Raw genomic sequence first — 22,197 nt, forward strand, 5'->3', positions numbered from 1 at the left:
TTTTGTCGGTGAGTTTTCCCCAGTGCGATTGTGCGCCGCGTCCAGGAGGAACCGACAGCTGGGAACGCGCCAAAAAGCACGGATTCCCTGCCACCGTCGCGCTCGTCGACGGCCTTCATTGTCAGGAGTGCTTTACCGGAGTCCTTGCAGGGTCGTCAGGGCGACGTTACAATCCGAATCTATTAGGAAAGTTTCCTAATGGAAAAACGGTGAAGAGGTGTTCACCTGTCTCTTCACGCTTAACGGGTCGCTTCGGCGTCCGCGCTGAACGTGACCCTGTCCCGTTACACATGCCGGCCAGGCAGTGCCGACGTGAAATCTCGGTACGGCCCGCCCGGTGAAAGACGCACTCCGCCCACGGCCGTCCCCACTTTGCGGGACAGCGGCGGGCATGCCAGAACACCCCCCATCCTCTGGAAGTGTGACGTGAGATTTCGTGTCGTCATCCTCGCGCTCTTAGCCGCCGGCATGACGGGTCTGGGCGCCCCCGCGCTGGCCGACGCCGGCGCGGTACAGGCGAGTGTCCAGGCCGTCGCCGCGGCCTGGGCTCCCTACACCTCCTACACGGCGGGCACCGTCGTCACCCACAACGGCGTCGACTACCAGTGCCTGCAGAGCCACACCTCGCTGCCCGGCTGGGAGCCCGACCGGGTTCCGGCCCTGTGGAAGGTCAGCACGGGTGGTCCCAGTGACCCGACGCCCCCCTCGACCCCGGGCAACCTGCGTGTCACCGGCACCTCGTCGAGCACCGTCTCGCTGGCCTGGGACGCCTCGACCGACAACGTCGGCGTGACCGGCTACGAGGTCTACCGGGGCACGACCCTGGTGACCACCGCCACCGGCACCACCTACACCGACTCGAACCTGAGCCCGTCGAGCACCTACACCTACACCGTGCGCGCCCGTGACGCCGCGGGCAACCGCTCGCCGGAGAGCTCCCCGGTCAGCGCGACCACGCAGGGCGACAACGGCGCCCCCGGTCAGCCCGGTACGGCCTCGGCGACTTCGACCGCGACCAGCATCACCCTGACCTGGGGCGCCTCCAGCGGCACCGTGACCGGCTACCGCGTCTACGAGGGCGCCACGCAGAAGGCGCAGGTCACCGCGACCACCGCGACCATCTCGGGCCTCGGCGCCTGCCAGGCGCACACCTACACGATCAAGGCCTACAACGCCAACGGCGAGTCGGCGGGCCGCGACGTGACCGCCAGCACCTCCGGCTGCCCCCAGTCGCCCAGGCTGCCCGGCGCCCCGTACCTGTACATGGGCTGGGGCAACCCCCCCAACCCGGGCACGGTGATGGACGCGACCGGCGTCAAGGCCTTCACGATGGCCTTCATCCTGGCCCAGAACGGCTGTAACCCGGCGTGGGACGGCCAGCGTCCGCTGACCGGCGGCTCCGACCAGAACGCGATCAACACGATCAAGTCCAAGGGCGGCAGCGTCGAGATCTCCTTCGGTGGCTGGAGCGGCAACAAGCTCGGCCCGAACTGCTCCACCCCCGAGGCCTTCGCCGGCGCCGTGCAGAAGGTCATCGACGCGCTCGGCCCGGCCGTGGTCGACTTCGACATCGAGAACACCGACGAGTTCGAGAACTACACCGTCCAGGACCGGATCCTCAACGGTCTGAAGATCGTCCGGCAGAAGAACCCGAACGTGAAGATCGTCGTCACCATCCCCACGTTCAAGACGGCCCTGAGCGCGGCGGGCGTCCGGCTGGTCAACCAGGCCAAGGCGCTGGGCGCTCCGATCGACAACTACACGATCATGCCGTTCAACTTCAGCGGCACCGAGATGTACCAGGACACGGTCAACGCCTCCGAGGGGCTGAAGAGCTCGCTGAAGAGCGCGTTCGGCTGGAGCGACTCCGAGGCCTACGCGCACATGGGCATCTCCGGCATGAACGGTAAGTCCGACAACAACGAGACGACCACCCCGGCCCAGTGGACCAAGATCCGTGACTGGGCCATCTCCAAGGGCCTGACCAGGTTCTCCTTCTGGGCGGTCAACCGTGACCGGGTCAACGGCGGCGGCGTTCCGCAGGCCGAGTGGGAGTTCACCAAGATCACCGCGGGCTTCTGACCTTCGGCAATGATCTGACCTGAAGTTCGGAAAGGGGACGGGGCGCCACCCGTCCCCTTTTCTTCTGCTTATTCACGATTTTTCGGGATGTGTCCGGGAGTTCTGCCGGTCGTTTCTCCGAGGCCCCCTTTCGGCCGTTCCCCCGAACGTCCCGAATGCCTCCTCGAACGTCCTGAACGCCCCTGGTTCGCTCCCTGGGACGGGCCTCCAGCGTCCTGAACGCCCTCTCATCCGACCCCCGGGACGTCCCCGTACGGCTCCCGGATGTCCTGAACGTCCCCCGCCCACCCCTGGGACACGTCCCCTGGCGCCCGAACACCCCTCGTCCGGCCCCGAGACGTTCCTCACGCGGCCCCCGGATGCCCCGGGACGGCCGGGGGACGTTCAGGGGGCGTCCTGGATGTTTCCCCGGGCGTTCTCCCGGAAGCGGAAGGCGGCGCGGTAGGCGCTGGGGCTGACCCCGGCCCGTTGGGCGAAGCGGGCGCGGAAGGACGCGGGCGAGCCGAAGCCGCAGCGCTCGGCGACCCGCTCGACCGGCAGGTTCGTGCTCTCCAGCAGTTCCCGCGCCCGGTCGACCCGGGCCCGCAGCAGCCACCGCAGCGGTGTCGTCCCCACCTGGTCCTGGAAGCGGCGGTTGAGGTTGCGGACGCTGGTGTTCGCCTGGCGGGCGATGTCGGCGAGCGTCAGCGGCAGGTGCATGTGCTCGCGCGCCCAGCGCAGCGTCGGCCCCAGATCGGCCCCGCCGGGTGCGGGCGACGGGTGGCGGACGAACTGGGCCTGCCCGCCCTCGCGCTCCGGGGCCATCACGACGCCCCTGGCGACGTTCGCGGCGACCGCGGGCCCGTGGTCGTTCAGCACCACGTGCACGCACAGGTCGAGCCCGGCCGCGACACCCGCCGAGGTGAGGATCTGCCCGGTGTCGACGTACAGGGCCTTCGCCTCGACCTCGACCAGCGGGTAGGCGCGGGCCAGCTCCCCGGTCATCCGCCAGTGCGTGGTGGCCCTGCGCCCGTCGAGCAGCCCGGCGGCGGCGAGCACGAACGCGCCGGTGCAGATGGACAGGACACGGGCACCACGCCGCGCCGCCGTACGGAGGACGTCGAGCACCTCTGGCGTCACCTCGGGCGCGCCCCGCGTCAGGCCGGGCACCACGACGGTGTCGGCGGAGGCGGCGTCCGCGAGCGGGTGCCCCGGGCTGAGCCGGAAACACGCGACGCCCACGGCGGTGGCCGTCACCTCGCCGGGGCCGCAGACCAGGACCCGGTAGAGCGGCGTCCCGCCGGGCGAGTACGCGCTGGCGAACACCTGGCAGGGCACACCCAGGTCGAACGCCACGACCCCGGGCAGCGCCAGCACGGCGACGGTGTGCACAGGGGCGGACACCGCCTCGGACGCACCACCGGACACGGCGTCGGGCACGGGAGCGGACACGCCGATGGGCACGGGGGTGGGCACGGCCAGAACCTAGCGCACCACGGCACTCACGCCACTGGTCCGTCCCGGCCGCCGACCGCAGACTCGTGGCTCATGGAACGCAGAACCCTTCTCCAGAGCGCCGCCGCCGTCACCACCGGCGCGCTCCTGCCGACCGCGGTGAGCACCGGTACGGCCACGGCGACGACCACGGCGACGACCACGACGCCGGGGTCGTCCCTGCGGCGGGTGCACATCGTCCTCTTCGACGGCGTCGAGGAGCTGGACTTCGCCGCCCCGCTGGAGACACTGGACATCGCGAGCAAGTTCGGCGCGCCCATCGAGACGACACTCGTCACCTGCGACGGGCCGAGAACGATCGTCGCGAGCTGCGGCACCAGGATCCAGGTCACCGCCCCCTGGCAGCCGGAGAACGCGGACGTGATCCTGGTGCCGGGCGGCTACGCGCGCGACCCCGACCGGCCGGGCGTGGCCAGGGAGATCAAGCGGGGGGTGATCCCCGCCGCCCTGCGGGCCGCCCGCCGTACGCGCCCTGTCATGGCGTCGGTCTGCGTCGGCGCCCTGCTGCTGGGGGCGGCGGGCCTGGTCAGGGGACGACCCTGCACGACCCACCACATGAGCAAGGACAAACTGGCCGAGCAGGGCGGCAAGGTCGTCGACGCCCGGGTGGTGGACGACGGCGACCTCGTCACCTCGGCAGGGGTCACCAGCGGCCTCGAACTGGCCCTGTGGCTCGTCCAGCGCGGTCACGGCATCGACGTCTCCCTCAACGTCGAACGGGTCCTGGAGTACGAACGCCGGGGCGCCGTCTACCGGACCGGCCGAGACTGACCCGGACAGACCTCAGCGCGCGGCCTCGGACACGCGCCCGGCCCGGTGGACGGCAGGTTCGGGACCACGAGCGGACCTCAGCGCGCGGCCTCCAACACCCACAGCCGGTGGTCCCAGCCGATGTTCCTGGAGAACCTGACGCGCAGCCCGGCCTGGGCGGCGAGCCCCTCGATCCGCTCGGCGGGACGCAGCCCGGAGCCGAAGGCGCACTTGAGCCGCAGGTGGTAGAGCATGTCCTCGGCGTCGTGGAAGTCGTCCGGCACGCACGGCTCGACCATGACCAGGTCGGCGCCGTCGGGCAGGCCGTTCGCGGTCTCGGTGAGCACCTGTACGGCGTCGCCGTCGGGCAGCCAGGTCAGCAGGTGCGCCAGCAGGTAGGTGCCGTCCCCGCCGGGCGGCACCGCGCTCGCGGAGGCGACCAGCTCGACCTTCGGCAGGACGTCGGTGTCGAGCACGCTCTCCCTGAGCACACCCAGCGCCGACGGCATGGCCGCGATCCGCACCTTCAGCGTGGGGAAGGCCTTGACCAGGGCGTTGACGACGCTGCCCGTCCCGCTGCCCGCCGCGGTCAGCGAGCTCACCTTCTCCCAGTCGTAGGCGCCGACGACGCCGGGCACGACCCACAGCGCGGTCTCCTCGACGATGGAACGGGCGGAGCCCCCCAGCGTCTCGTCGGTCCGTACGGCGACGCCCAGCGTCTGTCCCGCCGCGGTGCGGTAACCGCTCCGGCCGGTGCGGAGCGTGTGCACCAGCCCGGACAGCGAGAGGTCGAGGGCGGCATGAGCCCCGTCGAGGTGATACTCCTCCGCCGAGTGGTCGTCCTCGATCAGCTCGTCGCTGATGGGGGTGAGCCGGTAGCCGCCGTCCTCGTCGCGTGCGAACACCTCGATCGACACCAGGTAGGACATCAGCACGCCGAGGGTCTCCGGGTCCGTGGCGGAACGCCGGGCCAGCTCGGGCAGGTCACGCACCCCGGAGTGGACCAGGTCGACCAGGCCGAGCGTGATCGCGGCCCTGACGGCGAAGCCGGGCGCCAGGTCGGTCATCGTGTGCAGCCGCTCGTGGGCGTCGTCGTCCTCCTCCTCGTGCGCCTCGGCGGCGGGGGAGGGCGCGGTGTAGCGCCAGTAGCCGGTGAGGTGCATCCACTCGCGGGGCACCTCCCGTTCGGTGACGAGGTGCCGCCGTACCTCCTTGAGGGCACCCGCCTCTCCGGCCGCCCAGACGAACACGGTCCCGGGCAGCCACTCCAGCTCCCGTACGGCGCGCGCGAGCAGATCGGTCGTCCCGGCGGGGGCGCCGTCCCGCGACAGCCAGACGACGTCGGCGTCGGCCCTGGTCGGCAGCTCCTGCCGGTGGGAGGGGTCGCCGATCTCGATGAGGACCTTGGCCCTGGTGCCCTCGGGCATCTCCTCAAGCCAGCGGCCGATGGCGGGCAGCGCGGTCTCGTCGCCGATGACCAGGAGCCAGTCGGCGCCCTCCGGGTGGCTGTGGGACATCTTCGGCCCGGCGATCCAGGCGACCTGTCCGGGGGCCGCCTGGTCGGCCCACGACGAGGCCACGCCGCCTTCGTGCCGTACGAAGTCGAAGTCGATCTCACCGGCCTCGGGGTCGAAGCGGCGCGGGGTGTAGTCCTTGGCGAGCGGCCGTTCGTCGACCGGCCAGTCGAGGCTGCTGACGTTCTGCGCGGGCAGCACGGGCGGCTCGTCCCCGACGCCGAAGAAGAACTTCACGTGGTCGTCGAAGCCCTCGGAACGCAGTTCGGGCAGGTCGAGCCCGTCTCGGGTGAAGGCCCGCAACTGCTCGCCGCCGAAGGTGACCCGCCGCATTCCCGGCGTGACGTCCGAGACACGCAGAACGGTCAGCTCTCTCAGCACGATGGGAAAGGTGACGGCCGCACGGGGATTGCGGGTGGGCATCTGCGCTGCTCCTTGGTAGAGGGCGACGGGCTCAGGAAACTGACCATAGGACGAACAGGGCGAAACAAATCCAACCGGGCGGCCAAACCGTGTGTCCGTCCGTGCCATTCAGGCGCTCACGGCGGCCGTACCCCTGCTTCTTAAGCTGATAAATGGCTACTTAGGTTACCCTTACCTTATTTTGGTCGATCCAACGTGGAGGGCGGCCGCTCACACTCAGGGGTCACGTACCCCTGACCGTCAGGAGGTCGGACCGTGATCGGAGAGGTACCTGGGCCGGAGATCATGGCGGACGACGAGTTCGTCGCGGACTGGGGGCATCCGCCGCACGCGCACACCTACCACCAGTTCCTGTTCGTCCCGCTCGGGTGGATCACGGTGACCGCGCAGGGCAGGGAACACCGCCTGTCGGCGTCGGTCGCCCTGTGGATCCCGGCGGGGATCACGCACAGCGCCAGGTTCGGCGAGGACTCGATGATCGTCTCCGAGTCGTTCGACGCCGAGCGGTACCGCCTGCCGTACACCGAGGTCACCGGGGTGAACGTCACCGACGCGCAGCGCAGGCTCTTGCTGAGCAGGACCCGCAGGTCCGTGCTCTCCGACGACGCGTTCGCGTTCGCCTCGCTGTCGGCGGCGACGCGGGCGAGCCTCCCCCTGCCGCAGCCGAGCAGCCCGCTGGCCGCGACCGTCGCCAGGGAACTGGGCCGCAGGCCCGACGATCCGCGCACGGTCACCGAGTGGGCGCTGAGCCTGCACACGAGCTCGACGAGCCTGCGCCGGGCGTTCCGGGCCGAGACGGGCCTGGCCTTCTCCGAGTGGCGGACCAGGCTGCGGCTCAACCACTCCCTCGACCTGCTCCAGCGCGGCCACCTGGTCGGCGCGGTGGCCGCCATGGTCGGCTTCAGCAGCGTGAACGGCTACATCATGGCGTTCCGACGGCATTTCGGGCAGACGCCGGGGGCGTACGCGAGGAAATCGGCCTGAAGGGGGAGTCGCGATGGAACCGTCCCAATGGCGGTCCGGTCCCGGAAGTTGTCAATTCACCTGAGGTGACCGGCTGATCACTGATAGACACGTCATCGGTGGGCGCGGTGCTGGAGGAGGAACCGGGCCCACCCGAGGAAGGGACGGGACCATGGCCGCCGCCGCACGCCAACCCCACCCCGTCCGTCCCCGGCCGCTTCCGGGCACGCCGTACGGCCGGGCCTCAGCCGTGGTCGGCGGGAGAGTCACCGGCCGGCGGCTCAACGGGAGCCGGGGCCTCGATCAGCCCGATGGGCAGCGCGCCGTCGGTGTTCCACGGGGGCTGGGTGAGCTGCTCGGAGGCGCCGTCGAACTTCCTGGCGGCCTTGGGGTGGCCGTTCGAGGCGGCGCGGTTGAACCAGCTGGCCGCGGCCCAGTCTTCTCCCTTGCTCTGGTGGATCATCGCCAGCCGGTAGGCCGCGTCCGCCTGACCGTGGTTGCCGGCCAGGCGGTAGAAGAACATCGCGACACTGAGCTGCTCCGGCCCCGCCCGCTGGTAGTGGCGGCCGTACCGGTAGGCCAGCTCGGCGGCGGCCCGCGACTGCTGCGGGTCGTTGAACAGCGCGGGCGCGTCGGCGTGCCCGGCGTCACCGGCCTGGCGCAGCCACTGGCGCCCCTCCTCGGGCCAGCCCTTCAGCAGGGCGATGACGGCCAGGCGCATGCAGTCGTCGCCGTTGCCGACGTCGCTGTGGTGCAGTAGCCGGGCACCGGTCCTGCCGTAGACCTGCAGGAGGTGCTGGGTGGCCTCGGGCAGCGGGGGCTCGCTCGGGGCGGTGGGCCGCTGCCGCGTCCTGCGGGGGGCCTCCTGGGGCCCGGACTGCTCCTGAGGCCGTACGGCGGGCCGGGTGAACGGCGAGGACGCCGGGGGCGTCGGGGCCTGAGCCGTCTCGGCCGGCGCGGGTTCCTGGACGGTGGGGGTGCCGAGATGGGCGACGCGCCAACGCCGGTGCCAGGCGTCCGTGTCTCCCAGGGCGCTCACGTCGAGCCCGGTCAGCTCGGCGGCCGTCGTGCAGGCGCTCACGAAGGAGGACACCCACGGCCAGCCGGGGACACGCTTGCGTTTCCCGCTGAGGATGTCGTGGGTGGTGCTCTCGGTCAGCTCTCTCGCCAGGCCCGGGGTCTTCCCCGACGGCCGTGAGAGCCTGCGCAGCTCGGACAGCGTGGGGGAACCGGCCAGCTCACGCAGCTCGTTGAGCTGCGCGATGAAGGCGCGTAGCGTCGCGACGTGGTGTGAGTGAGCCATCGCCCCCAGCCGGAAAATGAGTGATCTGTGATCTACGGGTAGTAGTTGGAGTCATATTGGCATCAACCGAGGGTCAAGCAGGGGGAGATCTCATATCCCGCCTCGTCCGGGGCCGATCGGGGGTTGACCTGGTCAGGCGCACCCGGATGAGACAGAACAAGGTCGAAACGATCCGGATGACTCCGGATAGGTCCGGACGAAATCGGATGCCCTCGTAGCTCTGGAAAGCCCGAAGAACGACGAGCCCAACCCCATTCTTCCGTCACCCGCCCCGCCGTGACAGGTGATCCGCTCCAGACACCGGTCTCCGCGGAAGTCCTCTGGCGTCCCGCGAAAAAGGGCATGTCACAGTGTCGAAATGATCTCTGCGACCGTGGAGTCCTTCGTGCCATGCCACGCGACCGAGGTCGATCTCACCGCCTGGTGCGAGGTGTTCGGCGACGGGCAGCGGGAGGCCTCCGGAGACTCGCCCTCCGTGACCGCGCTGGCCGGACGGCTGCTCGCCGAGGAGGCGCCCGCCGTACCGCGCTGGGTCGCCCGGGGCGACGACGCCCGGCCGGTCGCCGGCGTGGCCGAACTCCGGCCACAGTCGCGCGATCCACGCGTCGGCTTCCTCCGCCTGTTCGTGGCCCCGTCGGCCCGGCGTGCCGGTGTGGGTTCCGCCCTGCTGACCCGGATCGCGGAGGACGCCCGCCGGGCCGGACTGGAGCGGATCCAGGCGACGGCGCCGGCCGGGGAACCGGGGAGGCGTTCGCCCGCACCTGGCGCGGAGCGCGGGAACTGTTGCGCCTTGAGCGTCGGGAACAGTCGCTCGACGAGACGGTGCTGCGCCGCTGCCGTGATCTCGCCGCCTGCCCGGACCCCGCTCGATACCGGCCGGTGTACTGGCACGGCCCGGTTCCCGAGCCGCTGGTCCTCACCTTCGGTCAGGCCATGGGCCACGTGCTGGACGCGCCGGGCGCCGCGCTGCAGATGGCGTCCCGGCAGGGGTGGGACCGGGAGGCGGTGCGCGCCTGGGAGGCGCAGCTGGCCGCCGGTGGCGAGCATGTGATGGTGCACGCGGCGCTGTGGCGCGACACCGGCCAGGTCGTCGCCGCGACGGTGATCACCGTGGCGGGGGACGACGCTCGGGACGCGGCACAGCACGACACGGTGGTGCTTCCCCAGCACCGGCGGCGTGGCCTGGCCCGCTGGATGAAGGCCCGGCACACCCTGCTGCTGCACGAACGCTTCCCGTGCGTGCGGACCGTCGGCACGACCGTCAACCAGCGGAACCTGCCGATGATCGCGGTGAACCGGACGGTGGGCTACCACACGGTGCACGAGCGACTCCTGGTGGAACTGCCCCTCGCGGACGGTGCGCGCCGATGAGAAGGCCGGTCAGGCGTCGCCCACGGTCGTCCCGGTTCGGTGCCGGGCACCGGCGCGCTCGGCTGAGGCGGGGGCAGGAAGACGTCTCACCGCCCGCCGCCATCCCGTCCCACGGGTCCTGCCGGGCCAGGAACGCCTGCCGTACGGTCATTGAGATGGCGTAGACCTCGCGAAGATGTGTTCCTTGTTGCTGGAGTGGTGGTGGAACGCGCCACGTGTCACGTCGGCCCTGGCACAGCTCTCGTCAACCGCGGTGGCGGAGAAACCGTCGCCGTCGAAGGGCGCCCCACTCGTTGCACTAGTGCAGAATGCGGCTCTTTCCGCTGTTGCAAAAGGGATGGTCGTACTCCTGCGTACGGTGTCCACATGAAGTACCTGGAAGGGCCCTTCGCGCCCGTCGCCGAGGAAGTCACCGCCTACGACCTGCCTGTCACCGGACGCGTCCCGGCCGAGCTCAACGGCCGCTACCTTCGCAACGGGCCCAACCCGCTGGGCGTCGAAGACCCCGTCGTGCACATCTGGGGCATGGGCCAGGGCATGGTGCACGGGGTGCGGCTGCGTGACGGCCGGGCCGAGTGGTACCGCAACCGTTTCGTGCGCGCACCGGGTTTCGCCCCCATGGTGCACGTGATCGAGCACGCCCGGCGCACCTTCGCCATGGCGGAGGGCGGCCTGCCGCCCGCCGAACTGGACGAGGAGCTGAACACCGTGGGCGTGTGCGAGCTGGGGGGGACCGCGGAAGGATTCACGGCGGGGGCGCACGCCAAGCACGACCCGCTCACCGGCGAGCTGCACTCGCTGTCGTACATGGTGGGCCGCGACTTCGTCCAGCACATCGTGACCGACGCCGGGGGGACCGTCGTCCAGACCACCGGCATCCCCATGACGCGGACACCGTTCATGCACGACTTCGCGCTCACCGAGAACCACGTGGTGGTGTGGGACACGCCGCTGGGCTTCGACGGGTTCGACTGCCGGTGGCTGCCGGAGCACCCGACGCGGGTGGGCGTCATGCCGCGGACGGGCGGCGACGTACGGTGGCTGGACATCGACCCGGTCCACGTCAGCCACACGCTCAACGCCTACGACGACGGCGACTCGATCGTGGTCGACCTGGTCACGGCCGAGGGGCCGTTCGATCCCGCCGACCCCGGGGCGATCCGGCCCACGCTGGACCGCTGGACGATCACGCCGGACGGGCTCCACCGGCGGCGCGTCGACGACCGGCCGCAGGACTTCCCGCGGGTGAACCAGGCGCGCGCCACCCGCCCGTACCGCTACGGCTACTCGGCCGCGACCGCCCTGTACGGGATCCCGTTCGCCCCCGAGGGCATGCCACCGGACGACGCCTTCACCAACGCCCTGGTCAAGCATGACCTGGAACGGGGGACGACCGAGGTGCACGGGTTCGGCAAGGACGAGGCGGTCGGGGAGGCGGTGTTCGCCGCCGCGGGGCAAGGCGAGGACGAGGGATACCTGCTCACGTACGTGCACGATCCCCTCCGGAACGCGAGCGACCTGGTGATCCTCTCGGCCCAGGACTTCACCGGTGAGCCCGTCGCGCGCGTCCACCTCCCTGTCAGGGTGCCGCTCGGCCTGCACGGCAACTGGATGCCTGACCGCTGAGGCGTGGCAGCATGGCCGATGTGAGCGCTCCGCAGCCGCCGTACCTCCGGATCGTCGCCGACCTTGAGCGGCGCATCGCCGACGGAGAGCTGCGGCCGGGTGACCCGGTCCCCACCACCCGGGCGATCATGCGCGAGTGGGGGGTCGCGATGGCGACGGCCAGCAAGGCGCTCGCCGCGCTCAAGCAGGCGGGTGCCATCGAGTCGACGTCGCGGGTCGGCGCCGTGGTCGCCGGCCGGAGACTGCCCTCGCGTTCGGCCGGAGGCCTCGAACGTGGCCACGTCGTCCGCGTGGCCATGGAGATCGCCGACGCCGACGGCTTGGCCGCGTTGTCCATGCGGGCGGTGGCGGCCGACCTCGGGGTCGCCACCATGGCCCTCTACCGGCATCTGGAGGGCAAGACCGAGCTCACCCAGCTGATCGCCGACGCCGCGTTCGCCGAGATCGAATATCCGGAGCCGCCGCCGGGATGGCGTTCCCACCTGCGGGTGGCCGCGCGGCTGCAATGGGCGGCCTACCAGCGTCATCCCTGGTTGCCGCGGCTGGTGTCCATCACCCGGCCGGTGACGCCGCCGGGGCAGCTGGCGTACGGACTGTGGACCCTGCGCGCCCTCGACGGCCTCGGCCTGGACCCGGACACCCGGCTGCACATCTACGCCACGGTGGTCAACTACGTGCGCGGGACGGCGATCAACATCGAGAGCGAGGCAGCCGCCGAGCTGGACACGGGGATGACCAGCAAACAGTGGGGCAGGGCCAAGCTGTCCGCCGACGGGCCGCTGGTCGCCCAGGTCGCGGAGCCGGGCACGGAGCTCGACCTGGAATCACTGTTCGCCTTCGGCCTCGAACGCCTGCTCGACGGCCTGACCACCGTCATCGCCCCCCGGGAGACCCGCCGGTGACCGGTCGACATAGCCGGATCTTGGTGGGTATGGGGAAAGTCATGATTTTTCCGAGGCGGGCAGTCCTCGTCGCCGTACTGACCCTCACGCTCATTCCCCTCACCACCCCACAGGCGGAAGCGGAACCACGTAAGCAGTCACAGGCCGTGAGCGCGGCCCTCGCCCGGCACATGCTGGCCCGGCTCAAGGTCGCCAGGCCCCTGAGCATCCGCGGCTACAGCCGCGAGCGGTTCCAACCCTGGGAACGCCGCGCGGGAAGATGCGACACGCGGGAAACGGTTCTGGCCCGCGACGGGCGGCACGTACGCCGCGACGCGGCCTGCCGTCCGGTCAAGGGACTCTGGTACAGCCCGTACGACGGCAAACGGCTCAGGAGTGAGAAGCAGGCGGACGTCGATCACGTGGTGCCGCTCGCCTACGCGTGGCGCTCGGGCGCCAAACGGTGGAGTCAGGCCAAGCGGCGCGCGTTCGCCAACGACCTCATCCGCCCCGAGCTGCTCACCGTCAGCCACTCCGCCAACATCGCCAAGGGCGGGCGGGGTCCGCAGGGCTGGCGCCCGCAACGCCGTGCCCACTGGTGCCGGTACGCGACCTCGTGGATCACCGTGAAACACCACTACCGGCTCTTCGTGACCCGCAAGGAGAAGGCGGCCCTGCTCAACATGCTCCGGACCTGCTGACGCCGGCCTTCCCGGCGGCCTCCAGTGGTCAGGCGTCGTTTCGGCGGAGGGGCGCGCCGGGGCCCAGGCGGGCGTCGGTCACGTGGCCGCGGCGGAAGGCCGGGCCGTTCTCACGACGCCTCTTTCGCTCCGCTCCCGGTCACCGAGCAGGAGTGGGCGCCCAGGGTGCCGTTCCAGGGGAAACCCCAGCCGCAGTGGTAGGTGCCCGCCGCCGCCCCGGATCTGACGGTGACCGTGAAGTCGACGTAGCCGGTGCCGTCGCAGCTCCACGCGTCCAGCGCGTAGCCGCCCTGCTCCTGCTGCCGCTGTCCGAACCAGCAGTCGAAGGAGCCGTCGGCGTGCGCGGGAGGAGTTACCAGCAACGGAACGGCCAGGACCACCACGGCGCCGAGGACGAGCCCGATCGGTTTCATGGTCCTCCCTCATACGCGTATCTGGCGTTTCCCTTCGGACGGTATACAGCCGCACCGAACGTGTCGACGGTAATAACTCAGCGGTTCTATGTGGATTTCTCCCATCGGCGTCACGGGGCCGAACAAACCCGTCGGCACAGAATTCCCGCAGGCCGGACCACAGGGCTAAACACCGAGCATGAAGAAGCTAGAAGGACTCGACCCAGAGATACCAGGGGCCGTAGTAGTGCTCGACATGGGGTTCGTATTCCTCCTCTTCCGGCAACGGGGGTTCCCCGTACGGGCTCCATATGAGGCCGTGGGCGTGGATGACGTCGCCGCCACCGGCCAGCGCGAAGCGCACGGTGTTTCCATGCCGTTCAGCCCAGGAGATGTCGAACGACCCCAGCGTTCCGGACCTCGTCTTCCAGTCGGCGTCCCCCGCCACCGCCGACCGGGCGACCCTTTCGAAGGCCTGCTCGGACAGGGCGAACCTGGATTTCGCCGGCTCCCCCGCCACGACCAGGGCGAGGACCAGGAGCCCGATGGCCGGCGGCGCCGCCCAGCGCGGCAGGTTCCGCCTGACGTCCGGCCGGGTCACCGGGTTGAGAAGCCTGGCGACGAGGCGGCCGAACCAGATCACTCCGAGCACGAGGGCCACCAGGAGAACGGGAAGCACCCAGAGGGAGACACCGCCGGGGTAGCTCGCCCCGTACAGGAGCAGAAGGGCGACGACCGCCAGCGAACCGATCAGGGGAAACCCCGGCGCGCCGATCGAACTCATCGAAGACCGTTCTTTCAGGGCCACAGTGACTCCAACCGGTGCGGATTCCGACCCTTCATGATCTACGAAGCCTGTTCGTGGGATCCAGTGCGCGAGGGTGCGGGAAACGTGGATTCTTCGCGGGTTCGGAGACCGTGGAAGGAGTCAGCCGGCTGTGGAACGACGGCCGCCTGATATGGAGGAGGAGCTTTCCGGATCCGTCCGGAGACGTTTGGAGTGGTGGCGGCCGGGCTTCGGGGGGCGGAGGGTTGGGGGAACCCTCCCGCCTACCCCTCATGGAGGCGAGTCCATGTCGCGCGTAGACATCTCCCATACCTTCGTGCGCACCCCCGGCCGGGACCCCGAGGACGACCGGCTGCTGGCGCTGCTGGTGACGACGTGGGTCCTGGTGACCGGACGGGTTCCTCCCGACCGTCCCTTCGACGAGTTGAGCGCCGACGAGCTGTTCGACTTCTGGGCCGACGACCAGACGGCGGAGGTGTGACCACAGGCCGATGAGCCGCCGGAGTCCGGCCCGTGGACACCGCGGTTCCGTGTCCGCCGAATCCTCTGGGATGCTGGGCGGAGAACCGCGCCCCTGCTGCGCCAGGACCGGTGCCAGGTTTTCCTGGCGGAGAGGACCAGCATGCCCATCGCCTTCCACTACGCCGACGACACCGAACGCGGGCACGCCGAGAAGCTCGCCGCGACACGCCACAGACTCCTCAACGAGGGGACGTCCCACCCGGCGTGGGAGGAGCTGACCGACGGCGAACGCGAACGGGCCGCGACGGAGGCGGCCTGGTATCTCCGGGCGGGGCGCCGGGCCGGGCTGTACGACCGCAACGTGGCCCCGCCGGTCACCTCCATGGCCCGTGGCGCCGACGGCAGACCGATCTCCCGGGACGACCACGAGGCCCAGCTGCGCGCCTGGATCGAGAAGAACGGCACCGGGGAACGGCTCGCGCTGCTGGACAGGGCGGAGCTTTCGGTCGTGACGGCGCTGCTGAACGAGTTGTGCGGCGCCCTGCCCAAGGAACGGCTCGGCCAGTTCGCCCGCGAGATGGCGGTGAAACTGAACGACCGGGGAGGCGTGTGACCTGCCCGTGGTGACGGCCCCGTGCTCCGGGTACGGCCCGGACGCGGGAAAGCCGGGCTCAGTGCCGGGCGGGGCCCAGGAGTTCGGCGAACAGCCGCTCCCACATCGGCGTCACGACCTCCGGGGAGTAGTCCCGGGAGGTCCGTACGGCCGCGGCCCCCATCCGCAGCCGTAGTTCGCGGTCGCCGATCAGCCGCAGCAGTCCCCCGGCCAGGGCGTCCACGTCCCCCGGAGGTACGAGCAGCCCGTCGACCTCGTCGGTGAGGACGTCACGCGGACCGGTCGGGCAGTCGAAGGCGACGACCGGCAGGGCGTGGGCCATGGCCTCGATCATCACCATCGGCAGTCCCTCGAAGCGGGAGCTGAGCGCGTAGACCGACGCCTGGGCCAGCTCCCGGTCGAGGCGGTCACTGCGTCCCATCAGGGTGACGTTGTCGCCGACCCGGTGCTCCCTGACGAGCGCGCGCAACGCGGCCTTCCCCTGGCCGGTGCCGTACAGGCGCAGCCGCCAGTCGGGGCGGTGCCGTACGACCTGGGCGAAGGCCGGGACGAGCAGGTCGAAGCCCTTCTGCGGGACGAGCCGCCCGGCGGCCACCACCAGGCGGTCGTCCTGCCGGGACGGCGCCCGGTCGAGGGGGTGGATCGCGTTGGGGATCCGCACGACCGGGGTGTCCGGCAGCAGCGCCTGGTAGTCCGCGCGGTCGGTCCCGGTGAGCGTCGCGACCGCGTCCAGCCTGCCGTAGTGGCGGGCGATCTGCCGCCGGACGGTCTCCGGGTGGGTGGCCAGGTTGATGTGCTCCTGCGCGACCCGGACCACACTCCTGGGGGTACGGCGGGCGGAGATGAGGTTCAGCGCGGGACGGGTGGTCACCAGGACGCCGTCCCGCAGGGAGGAGACGTAGTCGGCGACGGCCCTCTCGACCCGTTCGGTGAAGTAGGCCGCCGCGAACTCGCCGGGCGGCACGACCTTCCCGCGAACCCTCCGCCAGGCCCTGCGGCCCAGTGAGTCCTGGGGTATCCCGGCGCGCTGGTCGGCCAGGACGGTGACCGGCACCCGGGGGTCGATGGGGAAGCGGGGGGCGTCGCGGCGCCGTACGACGCTGACGATCTCCACCTCGTGCCCGGCCCGCGCCATCGCGTTGGCCTGGTTGACGACGGTGCGGATCGTGCCGCCCATCCCGTAGGCGTGCAGGAGCAGGTAGCGGACTCTCACGGAGCCGCCAGGTAGTCCCAGGTGACGGCCATCGGGCGCAGCGCCTCGGGGACCTCGTCGGGGGCCGGGAGGGCACGCCCCGGCTGCACGCTTCCGGAGCGGATCTTGTCCTTCCAGTCGCCGAGGCCCTTCTGGAGCACCTCCTGCTCCCCGTATTCGAGCATCCCGGTCTCCCAGGGGACGCCGAGGAAGTCGCACAGACGCCGGGTCTCCCGCCTCGGGTTCTCGGTCAGGTCCTCGTAGCGCACGGTCAGGCCGTCGAGCGCCCGCCGCGCCCGCTGCACGGCCTTCATGTAGCGCAGGGCGTCGAGCGCGGCCTCCTGCGGCGTACGGCGCTCGGGGCTGGCCTCGTGCCAGGATTTCGCGATGGAGGCCGGGTGCCGCAGCAGGAAGACGAAGCGGGCGTCGGGCCAGCAGGTGGCGATGCGTTCGAAGGCGAAGGCGTTGGCGGGCGTCTTGTCGACGATGAAGGACTTGCCGCTGCGGACCAGCTCCCGGTGCAGGACCCGGTCCCACAGCAGGTGTTCCAGGTCGGCGCCGTTGTGGCCGAGGGCCTCCATCGCCCGCTTCGACAGTGAGGTGCCGAAGTCCACGCTCAGTCTGCGAACGTGCAGCTCGTGCGGGGCGTGCAGCATGGAGTGGGCGTTGAGCAGCGCCCGCAGCAGCGTGGAGCCCGACCTGACGGGGGACAGGACGAAGATCGGCGCGGTCAGCAGCCGGTCGGTCACCGGGTCGGCGGGAGGCCGTATCGGCTCCCGCTCCTCCTCAGGGGCGTCCCTCACCCGGTTGAGCTGGAATCCGGTGACCCTGACCAGGGCCTTGCTGACCGTGCGCTGCCAGTTCATGGCGAGGCACGTTACCCAGCCTTCCTGGCATTTCTCTGTGTACGGCCCGGCACCTCGGCGTCAGCGGCGCCCGGGCGGGACGATCCGTACCCGCTCCTCGGGGCGTTCGTCGATGCCGTCGAGCTGCTTGACGACCGTCTCGCGCAGGTCGTCGTAGTCCTGGAAGGAGTGGTCGTTGAACAGGGTGTAGCCGGTCCACATCAGGTTGGCGCAGACCCGGGCGGGGACCTGGCCGGTGGCCGCGCCCATGCCGACCAGCGCGACCGAGGTGATGGCGCCGGGCTCGTTCCTGTTGTGCATGTGGACGGCCTGGAAGGCGGCGGCGCACGCCAGTGCGACGTTCAGCGTCTCGCTCACGTCCTGCGCCGAACGGGTCATCGTCGGCGTCGAGATGAGGAACTTCGGGGTGACCGCCCCGGAGCGCACGCACACGGCGCTGCCGACCGGGAGCGTCCCGCCGAACTCGTCCTTGATGGCCCGCTGGACCCGGAGCTGGATGCCCGCCCCGAGGTGCCGCTTGATGACCGCGTCTACTCCGCCGTCCATCCGGCCCTTGGAGTTGGTCGGGGTGACCCAGGCGTCGACGTTCTGGTCGAGGATCGACCCCCTGGTGATGTCGATCTCGGGGGTGTCGGCGAACGCCGCCAGCCACGACTGCACCACCTCGGTGTTGACGTCCGTCAGCACGACCCTGAGTGGTGACTTCACGTGTTCGACAGCCATGGATGTGCTCCAGTCGCAGGAGGTTCTTCCGACATATCCGAAAATATCCTGCCGGACTGACAATTTGGATCATGCTTGGTGAGGCCGTCCCGGAGATCGCGCCCAGGGCTTCCAGACGGCACAATTCCCCCGATCCGCCCCATCCGTTGTCCGTACGGCACGCTGACCAGGAGCTCACGATGAGTGACGGCAAGACCCCGCCCGACCCGAACGACCCGCTGGCCCTGGCCGAGCTCTTCGCCGGGGGCGAGGCCTGGCTGCCGCTCCTGAAGCCGGTCATCGAGCAGCAACCCGGGCGTGACCGGTTCATCGGCCCCAACCGTGACCCGCAGATCGTGCCCGTGCGGGAACTGACCTTCCAGGCCCTCAAGCCCAACTCGCCGCACAGGTGGAAGGTCGTCGTCTTCGGCCAGAACCCCTACCCCAGGGCCGAGAGCGCCACCGGCATCGCCATGTTCGACAACACCTTCCACGACTGGAACGACAGCCAGTTCGGCAAGGTCGTGAGCATCCGCTGCATCATCAAGGCGGCGGCCATGTGGAAGTACGGCATCCCCAAGAAGACACCGATCGCCGACATCCGCGCGCTGCTCAAGGAGCACGAGACCGTGCAGCCGCCGGAGTGGTTCCAGGCGATGCTCACCCAGGGCGTGCTGCTGCTCAACGCCGCCCTGACCGTCAGCGGCGACGGGGCGATGGGCACCGCCAAACACACCGGGTTCTGGAAGCCCGTCGTCGAGACGATCGTCGAGGAGATCCTCAAGGCCAAGCGGGACGCCGAGGACGAGGAGGACCGCGGCATCGTCTTCGCCTGGTGGGGAGCGCACGCCCGCAACCTGAAGGCGATCGTCCAGCGCCTGGAGAGGAAGTATCCCGAGGTCACGGTCTGGCACATCGACCACCCCAACCCGGCGGCCCAGGGCGACATCTTCTGCGACGGCGACCACTTCGGCGCGGTGAACAACGCCCTCAGGGCACTCGGCACCGACGAGATCGACTGGCTGCCCAGCAAGGGGTGGAACACGGCCGCCGGAGGTGAGACCGCCGGCCGCATGGGGGAGTTCATCGCCTCGACGATGGAACTCCACCAGCTCTATCTGGAGCGGCTCGCCAGCGTCAAGGACGAGGGCCTGCTCCTGCCCGCGATCACCGGCGTCTTCGACACCCCGCTCATGGACTTCCTCAAGGCCGTCGAGCCCGTCGAACGACTGCTGTCCGGCCTCGGCGGGCACGTACGGCGGGCGCACGAGTTCGGCGCGCGGAAGGCGGGCGTCCTGTCCGCGGAGGAGGCCGCCGCGCTGTACCTCTACACCTGCGAGTCGGACTTCTACCGGCGGATCAACGCCACCCTGCGCGACCCCGACCGCACCCGGATCGTCCCCTACCTGCCGTACCTGCGCCTGCTGTTCGCGGCCGTCTCCAACCTGCCGGCCCACCGGCAACCGCTGTGGCGCGGCGTCTCGCTCGACCTGCGGGCCCAGTATCCGCTCGGCCGTACGGTGACATGGTGGGGCGTCTCCTCCTGCACCTCCGAGCTGGACGTCGCCAGGGGCTTCCTGGGCAGCCGGGGCAAGCGGACGCTCTTCGAGGTGCGTCCCACCCGGGCCGTGGGCATCCGGGCGTTCTCCGCGTTCACCGGCGAGGAGGAGTTCATCCTCACCCCCGGCACCCAGCTCAAGGTGACCGACGTGAGGACCGAACGCGGTGGGCTGTGCACCGTGCAACTGACCGAGCTGGACGAGCAGAGCATGGTGGCCTGAGTAGTGTGACGGACATGAGCGAACCACTTGATCCGGACATGTTCGCCGGCTGCCGGAACATCGTCCCGCCGATGAGGATGCACAACAAGTGGGCGCTCAAGATCATGGTCTGTCTGGAGCCGGGGCGGCGGCGCTTCTCCGAACTCCAGGTCCCGCTGCGGGGCATCACCCCGAAGGTCCTCACGGAGTCGCTGCGGGCGATGGAGCGTGACGGCTTCGTCACCCGCACCGCCTACCCCGGCGTCCCGCCCCGGGTCGAGTACGAACTGACCGACCTGGGACGGTCCCTGCTCGGGCCGATGGACGCCTGGTGCCGGTGGTCCGAGGAGCACCTGACGGAGCTTGAGGCGGCCCGCGAGGCCTACGACGCCGCCGTCTGACCCTCCCGTCCTTCGGGCCTCCCGTCCTTCGGGCCTTCCGGGTGCTTCGGGCTCTCGGGGTTCCGGGTGCTTCGGGCTTTCGGGTCAGGCGACCGCGACCACCGCGCGGGTGTGCCGCCTCTCGGTCGCCTCGTCGACGAGCGCGACCGCGAGGTCGGCGTAGGAGAACGCCGGGGCGCCCTCCTCGGCGGGCAGTACGGCGCCGCCTCCGGCGCGGTAGACCCCGGTGCGCTCGGCCTGGGCGTCGAGGAAGACCGGGGGAGGGGTCACCACGACCCAGTCCAGCCCGCTCCCGGCGAGGATCGCGATCTCCGACGAGTGCCCGACGGAGAAACGCCGGTACTCCTCGGGGAAGTCCGGCGTGTCGTGCATCGCCACCCCGGGCGCCACCTCAAGGGCGGTGCCGACCCCGACCGTGACCAGCCGCTCCACACCCGCCCGGGAAAGACCCGCGACCAGCGCGTCGGCGGCCGAGGTGTAGAACTCGTCCGCGGGCACGTCCGCCCGGTAGACCGTGGAGATCACGGCGTCGTGCCCGGCCGCCACGGCCGCCACGCTCTCCGCCCGGGTCACGTCCCCCGCGACGAGCGTGACACCGTGACCCCGTACCCCCTCGTGCCTGCCGGGGTCCCGCACCACCGCCGTCACCGCGTGCCCCCGGGAAACCGCCTCGGCGACGACCCTCCTGCCCGCGTTGCCTCCGGCCCCGAACACCACGATCCTGCTCATCGCACATCCCTTTCGCCTGGTCTCGCTGGACGTGTCCAGACGCTAACCCCGCCTCCCTCGGTTACCGCAACGATAGGAAGGCCGCCGTCCGGCCCCCATCTCCCGGACGGCTCACCGGCCCCCGGCGGCGTCGAGAGCACCCGCCATGGCCGTGGTCCTCGCGTCGCCCTCGCGGCGCGGGTCGTTTCTGCGGCGCAGGTGGTAGGAGACGGTGGCGACGCCCAGCGCGGCACCCCAGATCGGCCAGAAGCACTCCGGCAGCCACGCGGCCCACAGCTCCATGGTGAAGACACCCGTGCCCGCGAGCCGGAGGTAGGTCAGTCCCGCCACGGTGATGATGATCGACACGGTTGAGGCCGGGATGACCGCCAGCATGGGCGGCACCCGCCTGCCGCGCAGGAAGGGAATCCACCGAGGGAAGATCTCCCCCCACCGCTGGACGAGGCCGAGGGTGAGCACGCCACCGAGCGCGCCGAAGGTCGCCAGGTAGGCGCCGACCAGCCACAGGGCCTTCGGGCTGCCGCGCAGGAACTTCGAGGTCACCCCGAGCGGGATGTCCAGCGCCCACGCCCACCGGGTGACGCAGTAGAACAGGGGCACCGCGACGGCCACGTACACGGCCGTGCGTCCCCGGCGCGGCGTGAACCAGCTCTTCATGACCTGGCGGCGGTCGTAGGCCAGCGCCGCGGCGGCCAGCAGCAGCCCGCACAGTAGGGGAAGGAGCTGGTTCACGACGGGCCACGGCCAGACGTCGGCGATGGTCCTGCCGTCCAGATCCCCGCCGAAGAGCGGCAGGGCCAGCATCAACGGTGTGTACGCCACACCCATCATCAGCCGTGAGTCGGGCACCACCAGGATCAGGATCACGGCGATCGGCCAGGCCAGGAACAACGGCACCCGGCTGTCGCCCCCACGGGCGAGCGCCAGCGCCGTCCCTGCGGCGACCAGGAAGAACGCGGCGATCCACCAGCCGAACTGGGGTGTCGTGCCGCCCAGGGCGGACATCGGCCTGTTCTGACTCGGATCGCCGGTACCCCAGGGATAACCGGGTAGTCCAAGCACCCACGCCGCCGCGAGCACGCCGTAGGCCAGCGCGCACAGCGCGGCCGTGTAACCCCGCCAGGCGGGAGCAACGGATCTCATGTGGCCAAGCCTCGCCGTGCGGCACCCCGCGGGCCCAGATGC

At 70.6% G+C, this 22,197-nt stretch carries 21 protein-coding genes and 1 pseudogene; 12 read left to right on the forward strand and 10 right to left on the reverse strand.

Features of this window, described 5'->3' with window-relative positions:
* Window positions 1-426 precede the first annotated feature (426 nt).
* On the forward strand, window positions 427-2,082 hold the full coding sequence (locus tag ACIBVQ_RS12765) for a fibronectin type III domain-containing protein (protein WP_399177406.1): 1,656 nt from the start codon (window positions 427-429) through the stop codon (window positions 2,080-2,082).
* A gap of 384 nt (window positions 2,083-2,466) precedes the next feature.
* Here ACIBVQ_RS12765 and ACIBVQ_RS12770 read toward each other — a convergent pair whose 3' ends face one another.
* Complete coding sequence (locus tag ACIBVQ_RS12770) at window positions 2,467-3,537, reverse strand: GlxA family transcriptional regulator (RefSeq protein ID WP_399177408.1); 1,071 nt, start codon at window positions 3,535-3,537, stop codon at window positions 2,467-2,469.
* A gap of 72 nt (window positions 3,538-3,609) precedes the next feature.
* Here ACIBVQ_RS12770 and ACIBVQ_RS12775 point away from each other — a divergent pair, with 72 nt between their 5' ends.
* Window positions 3,610-4,347, forward strand: coding sequence for a DJ-1/PfpI family protein (locus tag ACIBVQ_RS12775; protein ID WP_386189679.1), 738 nt, complete (start codon window positions 3,610-3,612; stop codon window positions 4,345-4,347).
* Between the two features lie 77 nt (window positions 4,348-4,424).
* On the opposite strand, the gene ACIBVQ_RS12780 is transcribed toward ACIBVQ_RS12775, so the two are convergent.
* The gene (locus tag ACIBVQ_RS12780) at window positions 4,425-6,263 is read right to left on the reverse strand and encodes an SIP domain-containing protein (protein ID WP_399177410.1); all 1,839 of its coding nucleotides are present in this window, start codon (window positions 6,261-6,263) and stop codon (window positions 4,425-4,427) included.
* A gap of 255 nt (window positions 6,264-6,518) precedes the next feature.
* Between ACIBVQ_RS12780 and ACIBVQ_RS12785 the strand changes: the two genes are divergently transcribed.
* Window positions 6,519-7,247: an AraC family transcriptional regulator gene (locus ACIBVQ_RS12785; protein ID WP_362917852.1), complete on the forward strand. Its 729-nt coding sequence runs from the start codon at window positions 6,519-6,521 to the stop codon at window positions 7,245-7,247.
* 223 nt (window positions 7,248-7,470) lie between these two features.
* Here ACIBVQ_RS12785 and ACIBVQ_RS12790 read toward each other — a convergent pair whose 3' ends face one another.
* On the reverse strand, window positions 7,471-8,529 hold the full coding sequence (locus ACIBVQ_RS12790) for a hypothetical protein (protein ID WP_399177412.1): 1,059 nt from the start codon (window positions 8,527-8,529) through the stop codon (window positions 7,471-7,473).
* Between the two features lie 358 nt (window positions 8,530-8,887).
* Here ACIBVQ_RS12790 and ACIBVQ_RS12795 point away from each other — a divergent pair.
* From ACIBVQ_RS12795 to ACIBVQ_RS12815, 5 genes and pseudogenes are all read left to right on the forward strand, one after another.
* Window positions 8,888-9,193 (forward strand): annotated as a pseudogene (locus tag ACIBVQ_RS12795) (GNAT family N-acetyltransferase); the annotation flags it as partial.
* A gap of 119 nt (window positions 9,194-9,312) precedes the next feature.
* Window positions 9,313-9,900 carry a GNAT family N-acetyltransferase gene (locus ACIBVQ_RS12800; RefSeq protein WP_399177414.1) on the forward strand — a complete coding sequence of 196 codons (588 nt, stop codon included), beginning with the start codon at window positions 9,313-9,315 and terminating at the stop codon, window positions 9,898-9,900.
* Window positions 9,901-10,266: 366 nt separating this feature from the next.
* Window positions 10,267-11,526 carry a carotenoid oxygenase family protein gene (locus ACIBVQ_RS12805; protein WP_399177417.1) on the forward strand — a complete coding sequence of 420 codons (1,260 nt, stop codon included), beginning with the start codon at window positions 10,267-10,269 and terminating at the stop codon, window positions 11,524-11,526.
* An 11-nt stretch (window positions 11,527-11,537) separates the two neighbouring features.
* Window positions 11,538-12,428, forward strand: coding sequence for a TetR/AcrR family transcriptional regulator C-terminal domain-containing protein (locus ACIBVQ_RS12810; RefSeq protein WP_386189688.1), 891 nt, complete (start codon window positions 11,538-11,540; stop codon window positions 12,426-12,428).
* 41 nt (window positions 12,429-12,469) lie between these two features.
* A complete protein-coding gene (locus ACIBVQ_RS12815; protein ID WP_399177420.1) occupies window positions 12,470-13,108 on the forward strand; it encodes an HNH endonuclease family protein in 639 nt (212 codons plus the stop codon).
* Between the two features lie 110 nt (window positions 13,109-13,218).
* Here ACIBVQ_RS12815 and ACIBVQ_RS12820 read toward each other — a convergent pair whose 3' ends face one another.
* Together ACIBVQ_RS12820 and ACIBVQ_RS12825 are read right to left on the reverse strand one after the other, a co-directional pair.
* Window positions 13,219-13,521 (reverse strand): hypothetical protein, encoded by a 303-nt coding sequence (locus tag ACIBVQ_RS12820; protein WP_399177422.1) that lies wholly within the window; start codon window positions 13,519-13,521, stop codon window positions 13,219-13,221.
* 187 nt (window positions 13,522-13,708) lie between these two features.
* Window positions 13,709-14,284, reverse strand: a complete 576-nt coding sequence (locus ACIBVQ_RS12825; protein WP_399177424.1) for a hypothetical protein — start codon at window positions 14,282-14,284, stop codon at window positions 13,709-13,711.
* A 289-nt stretch (window positions 14,285-14,573) separates the two neighbouring features.
* Between ACIBVQ_RS12825 and ACIBVQ_RS12830 the strand changes: the two genes are divergently transcribed.
* Window positions 14,574-14,768: a hypothetical protein gene (locus ACIBVQ_RS12830; RefSeq protein ID WP_352015393.1), complete on the forward strand. Its 195-nt coding sequence runs from the start codon at window positions 14,574-14,576 to the stop codon at window positions 14,766-14,768.
* A gap of 141 nt (window positions 14,769-14,909) precedes the next feature.
* Complete coding sequence (locus ACIBVQ_RS12835; protein WP_362784097.1) at window positions 14,910-15,362, forward strand: hypothetical protein; 453 nt, start codon at window positions 14,910-14,912, stop codon at window positions 15,360-15,362.
* Between the two features lie 58 nt (window positions 15,363-15,420).
* On the opposite strand, the gene ACIBVQ_RS12840 is transcribed toward ACIBVQ_RS12835, so the two are convergent.
* From ACIBVQ_RS12840 to ACIBVQ_RS12850, 3 genes are read right to left on the reverse strand one after another with little or no spacing between them, the layout of a single operon-like run.
* Window positions 15,421-16,575 carry a glycosyltransferase family 4 protein gene (locus tag ACIBVQ_RS12840; protein WP_352015391.1) on the reverse strand — a complete coding sequence of 385 codons (1,155 nt, stop codon included), beginning with the start codon at window positions 16,573-16,575 and terminating at the stop codon, window positions 15,421-15,423.
* On the reverse strand, window positions 16,572-17,420 hold the full coding sequence (locus ACIBVQ_RS12845) for a sulfotransferase (RefSeq protein ID WP_352015390.1): 849 nt from the start codon (window positions 17,418-17,420) through the stop codon (window positions 16,572-16,574). Before ACIBVQ_RS12845 ends, ACIBVQ_RS12840 begins: the two co-directional genes overlap by 4 nt.
* A 60-nt stretch (window positions 17,421-17,480) precedes the next feature.
* On the reverse strand, window positions 17,481-18,143 hold the full coding sequence (locus tag ACIBVQ_RS12850; protein WP_362784088.1) for a macro domain-containing protein: 663 nt from the start codon (window positions 18,141-18,143) through the stop codon (window positions 17,481-17,483).
* Between the two features lie 179 nt (window positions 18,144-18,322).
* Between ACIBVQ_RS12850 and ACIBVQ_RS12855 the strand changes: the two genes are divergently transcribed.
* Both ACIBVQ_RS12855 and ACIBVQ_RS12860 read left to right on the forward strand, forming a co-directional pair.
* Window positions 18,323-19,903 carry an ADP-ribosyltransferase domain-containing protein gene (locus ACIBVQ_RS12855; RefSeq protein WP_399177427.1) on the forward strand — a complete coding sequence of 527 codons (1,581 nt, stop codon included), beginning with the start codon at window positions 18,323-18,325 and terminating at the stop codon, window positions 19,901-19,903.
* 14 nt (window positions 19,904-19,917) lie between these two features.
* Window positions 19,918-20,283 carry a helix-turn-helix domain-containing protein gene (locus ACIBVQ_RS12860; RefSeq protein ID WP_352015387.1) on the forward strand — a complete coding sequence of 122 codons (366 nt, stop codon included), beginning with the start codon at window positions 19,918-19,920 and terminating at the stop codon, window positions 20,281-20,283.
* An 84-nt stretch (window positions 20,284-20,367) separates the two neighbouring features.
* On the opposite strand, the gene ACIBVQ_RS12865 is transcribed toward ACIBVQ_RS12860, so the two are convergent.
* Both ACIBVQ_RS12865 and ACIBVQ_RS12870 read right to left on the reverse strand, forming a co-directional pair.
* Entirely contained in the window at window positions 20,368-21,012 is a 645-nt protein-coding gene (locus ACIBVQ_RS12865; RefSeq protein ID WP_399177429.1) for an NAD(P)-dependent oxidoreductase, read from the reverse strand.
* Window positions 21,013-21,123: 111 nt separating this feature from the next.
* On the reverse strand, window positions 21,124-22,155 hold the full coding sequence (locus tag ACIBVQ_RS12870; RefSeq protein ID WP_399177431.1) for a hypothetical protein: 1,032 nt from the start codon (window positions 22,153-22,155) through the stop codon (window positions 21,124-21,126).
* Window positions 22,156-22,197 lie beyond the last annotated feature (42 nt).

The organism is Streptosporangium sp. NPDC049376 (assembly GCF_044466505.1).
GTDB lineage: Bacteria > Actinomycetota > Actinomycetes > Streptosporangiales > Streptosporangiaceae > Streptosporangium.

Excerpts from the sequence above, each read along its gene's own strand:
- ACIBVQ_RS12775 (WP_386189679.1), top strand. The coding sequence starts at position 3,610 with ATGGAACGCAGAACCCTTCTCCAGAGCGCCGCCGCCGTCACCACCGGC.
- ACIBVQ_RS12780 (WP_399177410.1), bottom strand. The coding sequence starts at position 6,263 with ATGCCCACCCGCAATCCCCGTGCGGCCGTCACCTTTCCCATCGTGCTG.
- ACIBVQ_RS12790 (WP_399177412.1), bottom strand. The coding sequence starts at position 8,529 with ATGGCTCACTCACACCACGTCGCGACGCTACGCGCCTTCATCGCGCAG.
- ACIBVQ_RS12805 (WP_399177417.1), top strand. The coding sequence starts at position 10,267 with ATGAAGTACCTGGAAGGGCCCTTCGCGCCCGTCGCCGAGGAAGTCACC.
- ACIBVQ_RS12810 (WP_386189688.1), top strand. The coding sequence starts at position 11,538 with ATGGCCGATGTGAGCGCTCCGCAGCCGCCGTACCTCCGGATCGTCGCC.
- ACIBVQ_RS12815 (WP_399177420.1), top strand. The coding sequence starts at position 12,470 with ATGATTTTTCCGAGGCGGGCAGTCCTCGTCGCCGTACTGACCCTCACG.
- ACIBVQ_RS12820 (WP_399177422.1), bottom strand. The coding sequence starts at position 13,521 with ATGAAACCGATCGGGCTCGTCCTCGGCGCCGTGGTGGTCCTGGCCGTT.
- ACIBVQ_RS12825 (WP_399177424.1), bottom strand. The coding sequence starts at position 14,284 with ATGAGTTCGATCGGCGCGCCGGGGTTTCCCCTGATCGGTTCGCTGGCG.
- ACIBVQ_RS12830 (WP_352015393.1), top strand. The coding sequence starts at position 14,574 with ATGTCGCGCGTAGACATCTCCCATACCTTCGTGCGCACCCCCGGCCGG.
- ACIBVQ_RS12835 (WP_362784097.1), top strand. The coding sequence starts at position 14,910 with ATGCCCATCGCCTTCCACTACGCCGACGACACCGAACGCGGGCACGCC.
- ACIBVQ_RS12845 (WP_352015390.1), bottom strand. The coding sequence starts at position 17,420 with ATGAACTGGCAGCGCACGGTCAGCAAGGCCCTGGTCAGGGTCACCGGA.
- ACIBVQ_RS12850 (WP_362784088.1), bottom strand. The coding sequence starts at position 18,143 with ATGGCTGTCGAACACGTGAAGTCACCACTCAGGGTCGTGCTGACGGAC.
- ACIBVQ_RS12855 (WP_399177427.1), top strand. The coding sequence starts at position 18,323 with ATGAGTGACGGCAAGACCCCGCCCGACCCGAACGACCCGCTGGCCCTG.
- ACIBVQ_RS12860 (WP_352015387.1), top strand. The coding sequence starts at position 19,918 with ATGAGCGAACCACTTGATCCGGACATGTTCGCCGGCTGCCGGAACATC.
- ACIBVQ_RS12865 (WP_399177429.1), bottom strand. The coding sequence starts at position 21,012 with ATGAGCAGGATCGTGGTGTTCGGGGCCGGAGGCAACGCGGGCAGGAGG.
- ACIBVQ_RS12870 (WP_399177431.1), bottom strand. The coding sequence starts at position 22,155 with ATGAGATCCGTTGCTCCCGCCTGGCGGGGTTACACGGCCGCGCTGTGC.